At 59.7% G+C, this 15,912-nt stretch carries 11 protein-coding genes, 11 tRNA genes and 1 other RNA gene; 9 read left to right on the top strand and 14 right to left on the bottom strand.

Going from position 1 to position 15,912, the window contains the following annotated elements:
* Positions 1-59: 59 nt before the first annotated feature.
* The 3 genes from budA (at position 60) to GKN89_RS07110 (ending at position 4,284) form a co-directional block, all read left to right on the top strand.
* Positions 60-839 carry an acetolactate decarboxylase gene (budA, locus tag GKN89_RS07120; RefSeq protein WP_004936416.1) on the top strand — a complete coding sequence of 260 codons (780 nt, stop codon included), beginning with the start codon at positions 60-62 and terminating at the stop codon, positions 837-839.
* A gap of 32 nt (positions 840-871) precedes the next feature.
* The gene (gene alsS / locus GKN89_RS07115) at positions 872-2,557 is read left to right on the top strand and encodes an acetolactate synthase AlsS (RefSeq protein ID WP_019453835.1); all 1,686 of its coding nucleotides are present in this window, start codon (positions 872-874) and stop codon (positions 2,555-2,557) included.
* 140 nt (positions 2,558-2,697) lie between these two features.
* Positions 2,698-4,284, top strand: a complete 1,587-nt coding sequence (locus GKN89_RS07110; protein WP_154746593.1) for an ABC transporter substrate-binding protein — start codon at positions 2,698-2,700, stop codon at positions 4,282-4,284.
* 28 nt (positions 4,285-4,312) lie between these two features.
* Here GKN89_RS07110 and GKN89_RS07105 read toward each other — a convergent pair whose 3' ends face one another.
* From GKN89_RS07105 to GKN89_RS07050, 12 genes are all read right to left on the bottom strand, one after another.
* Entirely contained in the window at positions 4,313-5,119 is an 807-nt protein-coding gene (locus tag GKN89_RS07105) for an ABC transporter ATP-binding protein (RefSeq protein ID WP_004936408.1), read from the bottom strand.
* Positions 5,120-5,136: 17 nt separating this feature from the next.
* Complete coding sequence (fepG, locus tag GKN89_RS07100) at positions 5,137-6,174, bottom strand: iron-enterobactin ABC transporter permease (RefSeq protein ID WP_063919822.1); 1,038 nt, start codon at positions 6,172-6,174, stop codon at positions 5,137-5,139.
* Positions 6,174-7,229 (bottom strand): Fe(3+)-siderophore ABC transporter permease, encoded by a 1,056-nt coding sequence (gene fepD, locus GKN89_RS07095; RefSeq protein WP_019453832.1) that lies wholly within the window; start codon positions 7,227-7,229, stop codon positions 6,174-6,176. Before fepD ends, fepG begins: the two co-directional genes overlap by 1 nt.
* Positions 7,230-7,445: 216 nt before the next feature.
* The gene (fepB, locus tag GKN89_RS07090) at positions 7,446-8,453 is read right to left on the bottom strand and encodes a Fe2+-enterobactin ABC transporter substrate-binding protein (protein ID WP_154746591.1); all 1,008 of its coding nucleotides are present in this window, start codon (positions 8,451-8,453) and stop codon (positions 7,446-7,448) included.
* 202 nt (positions 8,454-8,655) lie between these two features.
* A non-coding RNA gene (locus tag GKN89_RS07085) (RtT sRNA) lies at positions 8,656-8,780 on the bottom strand.
* Between the two features lie 75 nt (positions 8,781-8,855).
* Positions 8,856-8,931, bottom strand: a tRNA-Lys gene (locus GKN89_RS07080).
* A gap of 39 nt (positions 8,932-8,970) precedes the next feature.
* Positions 8,971-9,046 (bottom strand) — tRNA-Val (locus GKN89_RS07075).
* A gap of 39 nt (positions 9,047-9,085) precedes the next feature.
* A tRNA-Val gene (locus tag GKN89_RS07070) sits at positions 9,086-9,161 on the bottom strand.
* A 39-nt stretch (positions 9,162-9,200) separates the two neighbouring features.
* Positions 9,201-9,276, bottom strand: a tRNA-Val gene (locus GKN89_RS07065).
* Positions 9,277-9,315: 39 nt separating this feature from the next.
* A tRNA-Val gene (locus tag GKN89_RS07060) sits at positions 9,316-9,391 on the bottom strand.
* A gap of 39 nt (positions 9,392-9,430) precedes the next feature.
* A tRNA-Val gene (locus GKN89_RS07055) sits at positions 9,431-9,506 on the bottom strand.
* 29 nt (positions 9,507-9,535) lie between these two features.
* Positions 9,536-9,611: transfer RNA gene (locus GKN89_RS07050), tRNA-Val, on the bottom strand.
* A 294-nt stretch (positions 9,612-9,905) separates the two neighbouring features.
* Between GKN89_RS07050 and gltX the strand changes: the two genes are divergently transcribed.
* Positions 9,906-11,321 carry a glutamate--tRNA ligase gene (gene gltX, locus GKN89_RS07045; protein ID WP_063919820.1) on the top strand — a complete coding sequence of 472 codons (1,416 nt, stop codon included), beginning with the start codon at positions 9,906-9,908 and terminating at the stop codon, positions 11,319-11,321.
* A gap of 70 nt (positions 11,322-11,391) precedes the next feature.
* Here the strand turns inward: gltX and GKN89_RS07040 are convergent, their stop codons facing one another.
* On the bottom strand, positions 11,392-12,177 hold the full coding sequence (locus GKN89_RS07040) for a formate/nitrite transporter family protein (protein ID WP_019453829.1): 786 nt from the start codon (positions 12,175-12,177) through the stop codon (positions 11,392-11,394).
* A gap of 308 nt (positions 12,178-12,485) precedes the next feature.
* Here GKN89_RS07040 and GKN89_RS07035 point away from each other — a divergent pair.
* The 4 genes from GKN89_RS07035 to GKN89_RS07020 all read left to right on the top strand — a co-directional run bounded on the left by GKN89_RS07035 (position 12,486) and on the right by GKN89_RS07020 (position 12,966).
* Positions 12,486-12,561, top strand: a tRNA-Ala gene (locus GKN89_RS07035).
* 59 nt (positions 12,562-12,620) lie between these two features.
* Positions 12,621-12,696: transfer RNA gene (locus tag GKN89_RS07030), tRNA-Ala, on the top strand.
* 59 nt (positions 12,697-12,755) lie between these two features.
* Positions 12,756-12,831 (top strand) — tRNA-Ala (locus GKN89_RS07025).
* 59 nt (positions 12,832-12,890) lie between these two features.
* Positions 12,891-12,966: transfer RNA gene (locus tag GKN89_RS07020), tRNA-Ala, on the top strand.
* Positions 12,967-13,087: 121 nt separating this feature from the next.
* Here GKN89_RS07020 and GKN89_RS07015 read toward each other — a convergent pair.
* Positions 13,088-14,275, bottom strand: coding sequence for a NupC/NupG family nucleoside CNT transporter (locus GKN89_RS07015; RefSeq protein ID WP_019453828.1), 1,188 nt, complete (start codon positions 14,273-14,275; stop codon positions 13,088-13,090).
* Between the two features lie 377 nt (positions 14,276-14,652).
* On the opposite strand from GKN89_RS07015, the gene GKN89_RS07010 reads away from it, so the two are divergent.
* The gene (locus GKN89_RS07010; RefSeq protein ID WP_019453827.1) at positions 14,653-15,888 is read left to right on the top strand and encodes an Nramp family divalent metal transporter; all 1,236 of its coding nucleotides are present in this window, start codon (positions 14,653-14,655) and stop codon (positions 15,886-15,888) included.
* The last annotated feature ends 24 nt before the right edge of the window (positions 15,889-15,912 follow it).

Here is a 15,912-nt window from a genome sequence, read left to right as displayed (position 1 = left end):
CGCCGGTGGGTCTTTTGAACGCGCGGAACCGCGATTCCGCGCTGGTGGAGGAGTTAGTCATGAACGAAAAACACGGGTGTTCCTGTGCGCGCCATTTGGCGCAGGGTTTCGCCAGGCAGTCGATCAACGCCGGGGAGGGCGAAATCTATCAAATCTCGCTGATGAGCGCGCTCATTGACGGGGTCTACGAGGGCGAAACCACCATTGCCGAGCTGCTCAAACACGGCGATTTCGGCCTCGGCACCTTCAATCATCTGGATGGCGAACTGATCGCCTTCGACCAGGAAATACACCAGCTGCGCGCCGACGGCAGCGCCCGCCCAGCCGGTCTGCAACAGAAAACCCCTTTCGCCGTCGTCACCTTTTTCCAGCCCAGCATCAGCCAGCAGTTCGACCGGCCAATCACCAAGGCGCAGCTGCACCAGTGCATCGACGAGCAGGTCGCCTCGCCGAACCTGTTTTGCGCGGTAAGGGTTGATGGCGAGTTCAGCCATGTGGAAACCCGCACCGTGCCGCGTCAGGAACGGCCCTATCGCCCGATGCTGGAAGCGATAGAAGAGCAGCCGACCTTCTCGTTCCATCAGCGGCGCGGCACGCTGGTCGGTTTCCGCTCGCCGGATTACATGCAGGGCATCGGCGTAGCCGGCTATCACGAACATTTCGTTACCGACGACCGCAGCGGCGGCGGCCACGTGCTGGATTACCAGCTCGATCACGGCCGCCTGCAGTTCGGCGTCATCACCCGTCTCAATCTTCAGTTGCCGCATGATGCGGATTTCTTGCGCGCCAACCTCTGCCCAGAGGATTTGGACCGCGCGATTCGTTCCGCCGAGGGCTAACCCCGGCGATCGTTTTCTTAGGAGGTGGAACCATGGCACAGGAAAAAACAGGCAATGACTGGCAATGCGGCGCTGATTTGGTGGTGAAAAACCTGGAAGCGCAGGGCGTCAAACACGTTTTCGGCATTCCGGGCGCCAAGATAGACCGGGTGTTCGATTCGCTGGAGGACGCACCGTCGATCGAAACAGTGGTGGTGCGGCATGAGGCCAACGCGGCCTTTATGGCGGCGGCGGTCGGCCGCCTGACCGGCAAGGCCGGGGTGGCGCTGGTCACCTCCGGGCCGGGCAGTTCCAACCTGATCACCGGGCTGGCCACCGCCACCTCGGAAGGGGATGCGGTGGTGGCCTTCGGCGGAGCGGTGAAGCGCGCCGACAGCCTGAAGCAGACGCACCAGAGCATGGATACCGTCAGCATGTTCCGGCCGGTGACCAAGTATTGCGCCGAAGTGCACGCCGGCTCGGCGATTTCCGAGGTGATCGCCAACGCCTTCCGCCGCGCCGAGTTCGGCCGCCCGGGGGCGTCGTTCGTCAGCCTGCCGATGGATATCGTCAATGAACCGGTCACGGCGCCGGTGCTGGCCGGCTGCCGCTTGCCGCGCATGGGGGCCGCGGCGGCGGACGACATTCAGGCGGCGGTGAAACTGATCCGCCAGGCCAAATGCCCGGTATTGCTGCTCGGTTTGCAGGCCAGCCGGCCAGAGAACAGCGAGGCGGTACGCCATCTGCTGTACCGCACCCATATGCCGGTGGTCGGCACCTATCAGGCGGCGGGGGTGATCGACGTCAATCACTTCGCCCGTTTTGCCGGCCGCGTCGGTCTGTTCAACAACCAGCCGGCCGATCAGTTGCTGCAGAAGGCCGATCTGGTGGTGAGCGTCGGCTATGATCCGATCGAATACGATCCCTGCATGTGGAACAGCCACGGGCGGCTGAAGCTGGTGCATCTCGACGTGCTGCCGGCGGATATCGATACCTGTTATCGTCCGGACGTCGAGCTGGTGGGCAACATCAGCGCCACGCTGAACATGATGACCGAAGCGTTCAGTGAGGCAGTCTGCGTGCCGCCCGAGGTGGAACTGATCCTCACCGATCTCGGCCGTCAACGCACTGAACTGGCGGAGCGCGCCGCGCGGCGCGGCGGTATGCCGATCCACCCGCTGCGCATCGTCAAGGAGCTGCAGGACATCGTCAGCGACGACGTGACGCTGTGCGTGGACATGGGCAGCTTCCACATCTGGATCGCCCGCTATCTTTACAGCTTCCGCGCCCGCCAGCTGTTGATCTCCAACGGCCAGCAAACCATGGGGGTGGCGTTGCCGTGGGCCATCGGCGCGGCGTTGGTGCGCCCCGGCGACAAGGTGGTGTCGATCTCCGGCGACGGCGGGTTCATGCAGTCGAGCATGGAGCTGGAGACCGCGGTGCGGCTGAAAAACAACATCGTGCACGTCATCTGGGTGGATAACGCCTATAACATGGTGGAGATGCAGGAGGTGAACAAATACCAGCGCAAATCCGGCGTGGAGTTCGGGCCGATTGACTTCAAGGCCTACGCGGAATCCTGCGGCGCGGTCGGTTTCGCCGTACAGTCGGTGGACGATCTGCGGCCGATGCTGCGCAAGGCGATGGCGATCCAGGGGCCGGTGGTGGTGGCCATTCCGGTCGACTATGCCGACAACTATAAGCTGATGGCGCAGATGAACTTCAGCCAGATGATTTAATTTCATCATCGCGCGGTTTCACCGGGGCAGGCCGCTTGCGCGCCTGCCCGTTTTTATGCGCGGAATTTGTCCTTTACATCGCTAACTGCATGATTTATTGCTATCCGTTGGGCTGTTTTTTCACCACTGGGGATAGCGCAATGAAAAGAAAAGCAATAACGATCGGGCTGCTGGCGTTGGCGATTGCCGGCGGCGCGCGGGCCAATACGCTGGTCTACTGTTCCGAAGGCTCACCGGAAGGCTTCAACCCGCAGCTGTTCACCTCCGGCACCACGGTAGACGCCAGTTCAGCGGCGATCTACAACCGGCTGGTGGATTTCAAACCCGGCACCGTCGAGCTGCAACCCAGCCTGGCGGAAAGCTGGGAGGTGAGCGAGGACGGCAAGCGCTATACCTTCCATCTGCGCAAGGGCGTGGCATTCCAGAGCAATAAATATTTTACGCCCACCCGCGATTTCAACGCCGACGACGTCATCTTCTCGTTTATGCGCCAGAAGGACGCCAACAACCCTTATCACAACGTCTCCAACGGCGCCTACACCAACTTCGAGTCGATGGAGTTCGGTACGCTGATCGACCGGATCGTCAAGGTGGACGACCACACCGTGCGCTTTGAGCTCTCCCGCGCCGAGGCGCCGTTCGTCGCCGATCTGGGCATGTACTTCGCCACCATTTTTTCGGCGGAATATGCCGACGCGATGCTGAAGGCCGGCACGCCACAGCGGGTGGACAACGATCCGATCGGCACCGGGCCGTTCCAACTGGTGCAGTACCAGAAGGACGCGAAAATCCTCTACAAGGCGTTCGATCGCTACTGGGAAGGCAAACCGCAGATAGACCGGCTGGTGTTCTCGATCACGCCGGATGCGGCGGTGCGTTACGCCAAGCTGCAAAAAAACGAGTGCCAGGTGATGCCGTTCCCCAATCCGGCGGATCTGGCGCGCATGCGGCAGGACGGCAACATCCAGGTGATGGAAAAATCCGGCTTGAATATCGGCTTCCTGGCCTTCAACACCCAGAAGAAACCGTTGGATAACGTCAAGGTGCGCCAGGCGTTGGCGCTGGCGGTCAACAAACCGGCGATCATCGATGCGGTGTTCCACGGCGCCGGCCAGCCGGCCAAAAACCTGCTGCCGCCGACCCAATGGGGCAGCAACGCGCAGCTTGAAGACTATCCGTATTCGCCGGAGCGGGCGAAGCAGCTGTTGCAGGAGGCCGGGCTGGGCCAGGGGTTCGACATCGATCTGTGGGCGATGCCGGTGCAGCGGCCCTATAATCCTAACGCCAAGCGCATGGCGGAGATGATTCAGGCCGACTGGGCCAAAATCGGCGTGCGCGCCCACATCGTCACCTTCGAGTGGGGCGAATATTTGCAGCGGATTAAAAACGGCGAACACCAGACCGCGTTGATGGGTTGGACCACCGCCAACGGCGATCCGGACAACTTCTTCGGCCCGCTGTTCACCTGCGCTTCGCTCGGCGGCTCCAACTCGGCGAAATGGTGCTACAAACCGTTCGACCAGCTGATCCTGCAGGCGCGCGAAGAGAACGATCACGCCAAACGGGTGGCGATGTACCAGCAGGCGCAGGTGATGATGCACGATCAGATGCCGGCGCTGATGATCGCGCACTCGACTATCTTCGAACCGGTGCGCAAGGAAGTAAAAGGCTACGAAATCGACCCGTTCGGCAAACACATCTTCAAGCAGGTGTCGCTGGAAAAATAACGAAAAGGCCGGGTTAACCCGGCCTTTTTCATGCTTGAGGTGCGTCGCAGTGGTAGCGGCCGCGCGGGATCACCAGCGGCGTGTGGGACAGCGGATCGTCGATGATCATGCACGGCATGCCGAACACCCGCTCCACCAGTTCGGCGGTGATGATCTCCGCCGGTTTCCCTTCCGCCACGATCTTGCCGTCGCGCATGGCGATGATGTGATCGGCATAGCGGCAGGCGTGGTTGAGATCGTGCAGCACCGCGATTAGGGTTTGACCGCGCTCGCGGTTGAGCTGGCGGAACAGATCCAGCAGCTCGATCTGGTGTGCGATGTCCAGATAGGTAGTCGGCTCATCCAGCAGCAGCAGCGGGGTTTGCTGTGCCAGCGCCATCGCCACCCAGACGCGCTGACGCTGCCCGCCGGACAGCTCGTCGACGCTGCGGTCCGCCAGTTGGCTGACGTTGGTGGCCGCCATGGCAGCTTCCACCGCCTGTTTGTCGGCCTGCGTCCACTGTTTCAGCAGGCTTTGGTGCGGATAGCGGCCGCGCGACACCAGGTCCGCCACGGTGATGCTGTCCGGCGCGATCGAGGTTTGCGGCAGCAGGCCAAGCTCGCGCGCCAGCGCCTTGGTGGCGAAGCTGCTGATGTTCTTGCCGTCCAGCATCACCTCGCCGGCGCTGGGTTTCAGCAGGCGGCACAGGGCGCGCAACAGCGTCGATTTTCCGCAGGCGTTCGGCCCGACGATCACCGTGAAGGCGCCGTCGGGGATCGCCACGCTCAGATCGTCAGCGATGATTTTATTGTCGTAGCCCAGCTTCAGGTGCGAGGCGTGCAGGCGGTGGCTCATGGCATTATCACTCTTCATTATCTGCGGGCCTCTCGAATGAGCAGCCAAATCAGGTACAGGCCGCCGATGCAGACGGTCACGACCCCGACCGGCAGTTGGATCGGCGCGAAAAGATGTTGGGACACCACGTCGGCGCCGAGCAGCAACGCCGCGCCCATCAGCGCCGAGGAGGTCAGGGTGACCGAGGATTGTCCGGCCAGGCGACGGGCGATCTGCGGTGCTGCCAGCGCGATAAAGGAAATCGGCCCGGCGGTGGCGGTGACGGCGGCGGTGAGGGTGACGCCGAACAGCATCAGCCACAGCCGGCTGCTTTCGGCATTGACGCCCAGCGCGCGCGCCGTGTCGTCGCCCATTTCCAGCAGCTGCAGCCGTTTGCCCATCAGCAGTGCGGCCGCCGCCGCCAGCACGATGAACGCCGTGGCGGGCTGGGCTTTTTGCCAGGTCATGCCGTTGAGCGAACCGGCCTGCCACATGGCGGCGTCCATGGCGCGCTCGAGCGAAGCGGTGATGATCAGCCAGGTGTTGGTGGAGACCAGCACTGCGCTGATGGCGATGCCGACGATGATCAACCGGAAGCCGGCGATGCCTTGTCGCCAGGCGAGCAGATAGATGGCCAGCGCCGAGAGAATACCGCCGGCCAGCGCGCCGCCAGCGACGTAATAGTAGCCGCCGTTGAACAGGGTGATGGCGATCAGCGCGCCGGTGTAAGCCCCCATATTAAAGCCGATCACGTCCGGGCTGCCGAGCGGGTTGCGGATAATCGACTGGAAAATGGCGCCGCTCATGCCGAGCGCGGCGCCTAACAACAGCGCCATGGCGATGCGAGGCAAGCGCCATTGGGTGACCACAGTCACCAGGTTTTTCGGCGCCTCGCCGCTGAGCGCGGCAAAGACCTGCTCCAGCGAGAGCTGCAGCGTGCCGTAGCACAGCGCGGCAACCGCCATCGCCAGGCACAAAGCCAGCAGCGAAAGGTTGACCAGCAGCAGGCGCAGCGGCATGCGCCAGTTGATGATGCCGTCCGGGCGGCCAATATGCAGAGTGTGGGGCAGACTCATCACAAGCCCCCCAGCGTTTTCTTGCGTCGCACCAGCCAGATCAACACCGGCGCGCCGATAAAGGCGGCGACGATGGAAACCCGCAGTTCACCGGCCGCCAGCAAGCGGCCGACTACGTCGGCGCACAGCAGTAAAATCGGCGCCAGCAGCATGGAGTAGGGCAGGATCCAGCGTTGGTCGGGGCCGACCCACCAACGAGCGATATGCGGCACCATCAGGCCGATGAAGCTGATCGGGCCGACGGTGGCGGTTGCTGCACCGCACAGCAAGGTGATGGCGATCACCGCGATCACCTGAGTCAGCACCACGCGCGCGCCGAGCGCGATAGCCAGATCTTCCCCCATGCCGATGGTATTCAGCGGCCGGGCGATGAGCAGCGTCAGCAGGCAGCCGAGCAGAATGGCGGGGGCGGTCACCGGCAGCGTGGACAGCGTGCGGATATCCAGCGTGCCGGCCTGCCAGAAGCGGAGTTGGTCAAAGGTTTGCGGATCGATCAGCGACAGCCCGGTGGTGATGCCGAGCAGCACCGCGCCGATAGCCACGCCGGCCAACGTCAGCCGTACCGGGTTGATTCGCCCGCCCGCCAGCGTGCCGATCAGGTAGACCAGCAGGGTAGTGACGGCGGCGCCGGCGAAGGCGTAGACCATATAGCTTTCGGTGGTGGCGGCACCGAAAAACATGATGCCGATGACCACGGCGAAGCTGGCGCCGGCGTTGATGCCGAGCACGCCGGGATCGGCCAGCGGGTTGCGCGTCAACGCCTGAATCAGTGCGCCGGCGGCGCCGAGCGCCATGCCGGCCAAAATGCCCGCCAGCGTACGGGGCACCCGGGCGTTGAGAATGATGGTGCTGTCGGAACCGCTCGCTACGCCCTGCAGGCTGAGCCAGACGGTATGGAAAGGAATGGCTTTGGAACCCAGCATCAGGCTGGCAATGACGCACAGCAGCAACAGCGCCAAACCGATACCGAACCCGGCGATGCGTTTGAAGCCACTGGCGTAAGCTGCGTGCGGCGCGGACGAAAGCGTCCGCTCAGTCGGAGTGGGTACGTTCACACCGGTAACTCCTTTATGATTTTTATTCTCATTGCTATTTGCGTTTATAACGGGCGCCAAATAGTAGCACGAGTTTACGCCCGCATGCACCCGTCGGTTCGTGGTTTAGCTGCGTTGAGGATGTTAATAACTATTGATATTTCAATTGATTGAATGTGAACTGCCGATCCGTTTGCGGAAAGCGTCGGCAGGGGATTGGCCTGCCGACAGCGTGATTCAGGGCTTTTTGAACAACTGCTCGATTTGGTTCAGCATGTTGGTGGCGCTGTAGTAATCGAGGCGGAAGGTGTCGTTGCCGACGGCGTAGACGTGCCGCTGTTCCACCGGCTCCAGATGCTTGAGGAACGGGTTGGCCAACAGCTCCTGCACTTTGCGTTCATTGGTGGCGAACAGGATCAGCGTTTTACCGTTCAGGCCCTCGGCCATTTTCTCGCCGGAGATCTGGATGATGTCATGGCGTTTCCCCATGCTGGTGTTGCCTTTGGCGCTTTCCGGCGGAGTAGCCAACTGGAAGCCGAGCTGGGTCAGCAGCTTGCCCTGGGCGGAGCCCGGCGTCCACAGCATGGCCTCGCGGCCATTATCGGCATACACCAGCGGGGTGGTCGGCTGCGGCGGCAGGGTAATCGCCTGCTTCACTTGCTCCACGCGCTGTTCGAAACGATCTTCCGCCTGTTTGGCGCCGGCCTCATGGCCGGTGATCTCGCCGAGCTCGCTCGCCAGCTGTTGCCAGCTTTTGTCGCCGTAATCGAGCACCAGCGTCGGCGCAATGGCAGACAGCTGATCGTACAGTTTTAACGCAGAATCACCGCCGGTTGCGGCGACGACGATCAAGTCCGGCGCGGCGGCGGCGACGGCTTCGGCATTCGGCTCCACCTGATACAGCCGCTCGACGTGGCGCTGTTTGGCCACTTCGCTCCATTGGGTAAAGAAACCTTGTTTATCGGCTACCAGGGGATTCGGACTGGTGGCGGCGCTGGCGACCACCGGGGCGTCGATCGCCAGCAGCGTGCCGGTGATGGTGACGCTGGTGGACACGATGCGCTGCGGCGGTTTTTCCAGCGTAAATTTCCCTTTGGCGCTGTCGATGGTGCGCGGCCAACTGCTGTCGGCAGCGGGGGCGGACGGTTTCTGCTCGTCGCTCTTGTCGTCCGGGCCGCAGCCGCTGAGCAGCAAGGTGGAAACGGCGATGAATGAAATAAACAGCTGACGTAAGGATAGGGTCATGAGCGGGCTCTTTCTTTCCTTGCACAAAGGCGTATCAATCCGACGGCGGAGTGGCCGTGGGGGTTGCCCGCTAATTTACCATTCAAGCGGCCAAAATGATAACCATTCGTATCTCAGCGCGTGGTGAATAGAGAGAATAAGAAGAAGGGAAAGTGAGTGCGGCAGAAACGAAAAAAGCGCCAAAAGGCGCTTTTTTCTGAATTGGTGGGTCGTGCAGGATTGATTCGGCCTGTGGCCTCACCCTGCGGGCAACGCTGCGCGTTGTCGTATCGCTGCGCGATGCTCGAACCTGAACGCAGGATCTCACCCGCACGACTCAGTGGGCCATGTCAGTAAGAGGATAAAGGCAGAGTCAGGTGGCGCAGAAACGAAAAAAGCGCCAAAAGGCGCTTTTTTCTGAATTGGTGGGTCGTGCAGGATTCGAACCTGCGACCAATTGATTAAAAGTCAACTGCTCTACCAACTGAGCTAATCACCCACTTCAGGACTTCCAGGTTACTGCTAAACGAGAGACAGATGGTGGGTGATGACGGGCTCGGACCGCCGACCCCCTCCGTGTAAAGGAGATGCTCTACCGACTGAGCTAATCACCCACTTCAGGACTTCCAGGTTACTGCTAAACGAGAGACAGATGGTGGGTGATGACGGGCTCGGACCGCCGACCCCCTCCGTGTAAAGGAGAGGCTCTACCAACTGAGCTAATCACCCACTTCAGGACTTCCAGGTTACTGCTAAACGAGAGAATGATGGTGGGTGATGACGGGCTCGAACCGCCGACCCCCTCCGGGTAAAGGAGATGCTCTACCGACTGAGCTAATCACCCACTTCAGGACTTCCAGGTTACTGCTAAACGAGAGACAGATGGTGGGTGATGACGGGCTCGAGCCGCCGACCCCCTCCGGGTAAAGGAGATGCTCTACCGACTGAGCTAATCACCCACTTCAGGACTTCCAGGTTACTGCTAAACGAGAGACAGATGGTGGGTGATGACGGGCTCGAGCCGCCGACCCCCTCCGTGTAAAGGAGAGGCTCTACCAACTGAGCTAATCACCCTCATTCGTTCTCATTTTTTCTCAACAAGATGGTGGGCGATGACGGGCTCGAACCGCCGACCCCCTCCGTGTAAAGGAGATGCTCTACCAACTGAGCTAATCGCCCCGTCTTGTTGGAGTCGCATTATAGGGATAGTTCAAAGTGAGTCAACGGTTTTTAAAATGATTTCAATCGTTCGCCGCAAATTTAGGCAGGGCGCGATAATTATCGCCAGAGACGCCGATTCTTTGCGCAATGTTATGCGGAACTGGCCGCAAATCGCGTGAAATCGACCGGTGCAATATCGTGTCGGCGTTGAGGAATTAGCGCGTGGTGATACAATGTCGTCCACTCTTTTTTCAATTCCGAGCAATCGTCGGCAACCGCCGACACGCGTTGCGTAATAAGGCAGTGAACCCAATGAAAATCAAAACCCGTTTTGCACCGAGCCCGACCGGCTATCTTCACGTCGGCGGCGCGCGTACCGCACTTTATTCCTGGTTGTTCAGCCGCCATGCGGGCGGTGAGTTCGTTCTGCGTATCGAAGATACCGATCTGGAACGCTCCACCCAGGACGCGATCGACGCAATTATGGATGGCATGAACTGGTTGAACCTGGATTGGGATGAAGGCCCGTATTTCCAGACCAAGCGTTTCGATCGCTATAACGCGGTCATCGACGAGATGCTGGAGCAGGGCACCGCCTATAAATGCTATTGCTCCAAGGAACGCCTGGAAGCGCTGCGCGAGAAGCAGATGGAAAACGGCGAGAAGCCGCGTTATGACGGCCACTGCCGCGACAGCCAGTGCAGCCACACCGACGACGAGCCGCACGTGGTGCGTTTCCGCAACCCGCAGGAAGGTTCGGTGATTTTCGACGACAAAATTCGCGGCCCGATCGAATTCAGCAACCAGGAGCTGGACGATCTGATCATCCGCCGCACCGACGGTTCGCCAACCTATAACTTCTGCGTCGTCGTCGATGACTGGGACATGGAAATCACCCATGTGATCCGCGGTGAAGACCACATCAACAACACCCCGCGCCAGATCAACATTCTCAAAGCGCTGGGCGCGCCGGTGCCGGAATACGCGCACGTGTCGATGATCCTCGGCGACGACGGTAAAAAGCTGTCCAAGCGCCACGGCGCGGTGGGCGTGATGCAGTATCGCGATGACGGCTACCTGCCGCAGGCGCTGCTGAATTACCTGGTGCGTCTGGGCTGGTCCCACGGCGATCAGGAGATCTTCTCCATCGATGAGATGAAAGAGTTCTTCACGCTGGAAGCGATCAACAAATCTGCCAGTGCGTTCAACACCGAGAAGCTGCAATGGCTGAACCACCACTACATCAACCATATGCCGGCGGAAGAAGTGGCGGTGCATCTGGCGTGGCACGTTGAGCAACTGGGTCTTGAAACCCGCAACGGCCCGGAACTGAAGGAGATCGTCAAGCTGCTGGGCGAGCGTTGCAAGACGCTGAAGGAAATGGCGGAGTCTTGCCGTTACTTCTACGAAGACTTCAGCGAGTTCGACGCCGACGCCGCCAAGAAACACCTGCGCCCGGTTGCACGTCAGCCGCTGGAAGCGGTGCGCGCCAAGCTGGCCGCCATCACCGTCTGGACGCCGGAAAACGTGCATGATGCCATTCAGGGTACGGCGGACGAGCTGGGCGTCGGCATGGGCAAGGTTGGCATGCCGCTGCGCGTGGCGGTGACCGGCGCCGGTCAGTCGCCGGGCATGGACGTGACCGTGCATGCGATCGGCCAGAAGCGTTCGCTGCAGCGCATCGATATGGCGCTGGCTTACATCGCCGAGCGTGAAGCGCAGGCCTGATTAGGCTGATACGCCATCCATAAAGAAAAAGCCCCGAGGAGCGATCCCGGGGCTTTTTTATTGTCGTTTATCAGGCTTGTTCGCCGGCCGGCAATCCCGGGCGATAGGCGAGGAAATACATCAACCCGACAAAGCCGGCCCCGCCCAGCGCGTTGCCGAGGAATACCGCAGCAAAGTTAGGCAGGTATTGCTCCCAACCCATGCCGCCGGCAAAGATGGCCGCCGGTATGATGAACATATTCGCCACCACGTGCTGGAAGCCGATGGCGACAAAAGCCATGACCGGGAACCACATGCCGATGACTTTACCCGGTACATCCCTGCTGGCGAAGGCTAACCATACCGCCAGGCACACCAGCCAGTTGCAGCCGACGCCGGAAATAAAGGCGTGCAGGAAGTCCGCATCCACTTTGGCCTGCGCGATGGCCAGCGTTTTATGCAAAAACGCGCCCTCGGTCAGGCCCAGCAGATGGCCGAAGAAGTAGGCGACGGCCACGCTGCCGGCGAAGTTGGCCAGGGTGACCCAAAACCAGTTGCGCAGCACGGCGATAGCGGGGATTTCGCGGGCGAACCAGGCCATCGGCAAGGTCATCATGTTGCCGGTCAGCAGTTCGCCGCCGGCCAGAATGGTCAGGATCAGGCCGATAGGGAACACCGCCGCACCTAATAGGGCGCCGAAAGAGCCCCATTCGGCCGGCAGGGTGCCGATGACGTGAATATCCAGCAGAAAGCCGGTAGCGATAAAGGCGCCGGCGAGAAAGCCCAGAATCAACAGATTAGCGAGAGGGGCGTGGCTTTTGTTCACCCCGGCCTGAACGGCGAGGGCGGCGATTTCTTTTGGTGAATGCAAAGACATGACGGACTCGGTTTATAGTAATGAAGTTTAAGGCGCGGGCAGTCTATGCCGCGCAGGAGTCCGACTCAAGCGCATTTCACTAACATTCCGTTAATTAAAAATCAACGTGATATGCAGGGTCTTTCGCCATTTTGAGATGTAACGCTCAAAATGGCTGAACTCTGCGCAAAGTGATGATTTTTTGGCGCCAAACATGCTGATTTGGCGGCTTTTTCAACGCTTGGTTCAGTAATTCAATTTAGCCGTTGACAGCTTTGAGCGGGTTTCATATTATGCGCCCCGTTCACAGCACAAAGTGATTGTGGAACGGGGCTATAGCTCAGCTGGGAGAGCGCTTGCATGGCATGCAAGAGGTCGACGGTTCGATCCCGTCTAGCTCCACCAACCTTCTTCTCAGCAAGGTTGGGGATACCGTAACGCCGGTCAATGCGTACCACTTTTGTGGGGCTATAGCTCAGCTGGGAGAGCGCTTGCATGGCATGCAAGAGGTCGACGGGTCGATCCCGTCTAGCTCCACCACCCTTCTTCTCAGCAAGGTTGGGGATACCGGAACGCCGGTCAATGCGTACCACTTGTGTGGGGCTATAGCTCAGCTGGGAGAGCGCTTGCATGGCATGCAAGAGGTCGACGGTTCGATCCCGTCTAGCTCCACCAACCTTCTTCTCAGCAAGGTTGGGGATACCGTAACGCCGGTCAATGCGTACCACTCTTGTGGGGCTATAGCTCAGCTGGGAGAGCGCTTGCATGGCATGCAAGAGGTCGACGGGTCGATCCCGTCTAGCTCCACCACCATTTAAAAAGCCGACCTCAGGGTCGGCTTTTTGCTTTGCGTCATTTCACCTTCGCCGAATGCAGGTCAACAAAAAAAGGCGCCCGCAGGCGCCTTGTTATCGCAGTAGGTTCGAGAGGCTTAGCCCAGCACCAGGCCCGCGATGGAAGCGGACAGGATGCTGACCAGCGTAGAGCCGTACACCAACTTCAGGCCAAAGCGCGACACCACGTTGCCCTGGTGTTCGTTCAGGCCCTTGATCGCACCGGCCACGATACCGATGGAAGAGAAGTTGGCGAAGGACACCAGGAACACCGACAGGATCCCCAGGCTGCGCGGCGACAGTTCGGCAGACACTTTCTGCAGCTCCATCATGGCCACGAACTCGTTGGAAACCAGCTTGGTGGCCATGATGCTGCCAACCTGCAGGGCTTCGTGCTTAGGAATGCCCATGATCCAGGCGAACGGGTAGAAGAAGTAGCCGAGGATCTCCTGGAAGCTCAGGCCGAAAATGGCGCTGAACACACCGTTAAGCGCGGCGATCAGGGCGATGAAGCCGATCAGCATCGCGGCAACGATAATCGCTACTTTAAAGCCGGCCAGGATGTACTCGCCCAACATTTCGAAGAAGCTCTGGCCTTCGTGCAGGTTGCCGAGGTGCAGCTCTTCTTCTTTATTGGTGTCGTACGGGTTGACCAGCGACAGCACGATAAAGGTGCTGAACATGTTCAATACCAGCGCTGCCACCACGAACTTGGCGTCCAGCATGGTCATGTAGGCGCCGACGATGGACATGGATACCGTAGACATCGCGGTCGCCGCCATGGTGTACATGCGCTTTTCCGACATCTTGCCCAGGATATCCTTGTAGGCGATGAAGTTTTCGGACTGGCCCAGGATCAGCGAGCTGACGGCGTTGAACGACTCCAGCTTGCCCATGCCGTTCACTTTCGACAGCACGGTGCCGATAATGCGGATGATGAACGGCAGCACTTTGATGTACTGCAGAATACCGATCAGCGCAGAAATGAACACGATCGGGCACAGCACCTTCAGGAAGAAGAATGCCAGGCCTTTGTCGCCCATGCCGCCGAATACGAAATCAGTCCCTTGTCCCGCAAACCCGAGCAGTTTGTCAAACAGCGCGGCGAATCCTTTTACGAAGCCCAAACCCGCTTCCGAATGCAGGAAAAAGTAGGCCAGCAGTACTTCGATAACCAGTAATTGAATAACATAACGAATGCGGATGCTCTTGCGATCGCGGCACACCAACAGGGCCAGGATCGTCACCACCACTATCGCCAACGCAAAGTGCGCAATATGGGACATGTTTGCTCCAAATTTGAGGCAGGCTGAATTTCGGCTGTCATTTTATGTAACGCTACGTTTAAAAACGAGACTTCTATTGCAAATATGGAAAATCATAGTGGGAGTTCTCCTAAAGTGTTGCGTAAAAGCATAAAAAATCAAGATGTTAAAGCAGGAATAGGAAATTCGTATTCTTGTGCTAACCTGTCTTTCAGGGGTATTGCAGCCAAAATCCCATCAGAAAAGCACGGAAATCGGCCAGCTCCGCGCTGAACCCGGCGATAAAACCGTTAATGTTGGCTATTACAGAGATAAGTTTTACCGCTCTAAATGCGCTTGATAATTATTATCATTTATATAGAGTGGAGATAAACGTAATTTCAGTAAGGGTTCAACATATGCTGAACAGTCGCGTGGTTGAAACCACCTCCGGTCGCTCCGCCAGAAAAATCAAACTCTCGCTGATGGGGCCCGCCTTTATCGCCGCTATCGGCTATATCGATCCCGGCAACTTCGCCACCAACATTCAGGCCGGCGCTTCGTTCGGCTACAGCCTGCTGTGGGTAGTGGTCTGGGCCAACGTGATGGCGATGCTGATCCAGCTGTTGTCCGCCAAGCTGGGGATCGCCACCGGAAAAAACCTGGCCGAGCATATTCGCGATCGCTTTCCGCGGCCCGCGGTGTGGGCCTATTGGGTACAGGCGGAGATCATCGCCATGGCGACCGATCTGGCTGAGTTTATCGGCGCGGCGATCGGCTTCAAGCTGCTGCTTGGCGTCTCCCTGCTGCAGGGGGCGGTGCTGACCGGCATCGCCACCTTTTTAATTCTGATGCTGCAAAAGCGCGGGCAAAAGCCGCTGGAACTGGTGATTGGCGGCCTGCTGCTGTTCGTCGCCGCCGCCTACATCGTCGAACTGGCGTTCTCACAACCGCAGCTGGCGCCGCTGTTGCAGGGCATGGCGCTGCCCGATTTGCCTAACGGCGATGCGGTATTCCTGGCTGCCGGGGTATTGGGCGCCACGATTATGCCGCACGTGATCTATCTGCATTCGTCGCTCACCCAAATCGGCGGCGAGCACGACAAGGCGGAGCGCTATGCCGCCACCAAAGTCGACGTCGCCGTGGCCATGACCATCGCCGGTTTCGTTAATCTGGCGATGATGGCCACCGCCGCCGCCGCGTTTCATTTCAGCGGCCACAGCGGCATCGCCGATCTCGACGTGGCCTACCTGACGCTGCAACCGCTGCTCGGACACGCCGCCGCGACCGTGTTCGGCCTGAGCCTGGTGGCTGCCGGCCTCTCTTCTACCGTGGTGGGCACGTTGGCGGGGCAGGTGGTGATGCAGGGGTTCGTGCATTTTCATATCCCGCTGTGGCTGCGCCGTGCGGTGACCATGTTGCCGTCGTTTATCGTCATCATGCTGGGGATGGACGCGACGCGCATTCTGGTGCTGAGCCAGGTGTTGCTGAGCTTCGGCATTGCGCTGGCGTTGGTGCCGCTGCTGGCTTTCACCGGCAATCGGGCGCTGATGGGCGAGATGGTTAACGGCCCGGTGGTGCAAAACCTGGGCAAACTGATCGTAGTGGTGGTGGTTGGGTTGAACGGCTATCTGCTGATCGGCAGTGTGCTGTAAGCGAAACCGCACGGGCCGGCGTTG

Origin of the sequence: Serratia sp. YC16 (assembly GCF_009707615.1) — a bacterium.
GTDB classification, from domain to species: domain Bacteria; phylum Pseudomonadota; class Gammaproteobacteria; order Enterobacterales; family Enterobacteriaceae; genus Serratia; species Serratia surfactantfaciens.
Note: the sequence above shows the minus strand (reverse complement) of the source record. Positions and strands in the feature narration are given on the sequence as shown.

Bases quoted from the DNA above. Each gene is read 5' to 3' on its own strand.
- budA (WP_004936416.1), top strand. From the start codon at position 60: ATGAACGAAAAACACGGGTGTTCCTGTGCGCGCCATTTGGCGCAGGGT.
- alsS (WP_019453835.1), top strand. From the start codon at position 872: ATGGCACAGGAAAAAACAGGCAATGACTGGCAATGCGGCGCTGATTTG.
- GKN89_RS07110 (WP_154746593.1), top strand. From the start codon at position 2,698: ATGAAAAGAAAAGCAATAACGATCGGGCTGCTGGCGTTGGCGATTGCC.
- GKN89_RS07105 (WP_004936408.1), bottom strand. From the start codon at position 5,119: ATGAGCCACCGCCTGCACGCCTCGCACCTGAAGCTGGGCTACGACAAT.
- fepG (WP_063919822.1), bottom strand. From the start codon at position 6,174: ATGAGTCTGCCCCACACTCTGCATATTGGCCGCCCGGACGGCATCATC.
- fepB (WP_154746591.1), bottom strand. From the start codon at position 8,453: ATGACCCTATCCTTACGTCAGCTGTTTATTTCATTCATCGCCGTTTCC.
- gltX (WP_063919820.1), top strand. From the start codon at position 9,906: ATGAAAATCAAAACCCGTTTTGCACCGAGCCCGACCGGCTATCTTCAC.
- GKN89_RS07040 (WP_019453829.1), bottom strand. From the start codon at position 12,177: ATGTCTTTGCATTCACCAAAAGAAATCGCCGCCCTCGCCGTTCAGGCC.
- GKN89_RS07015 (WP_019453828.1), bottom strand. From the start codon at position 14,275: ATGTCCCATATTGCGCACTTTGCGTTGGCGATAGTGGTGGTGACGATC.
- GKN89_RS07010 (WP_019453827.1), top strand. From the start codon at position 14,653: ATGCTGAACAGTCGCGTGGTTGAAACCACCTCCGGTCGCTCCGCCAGA.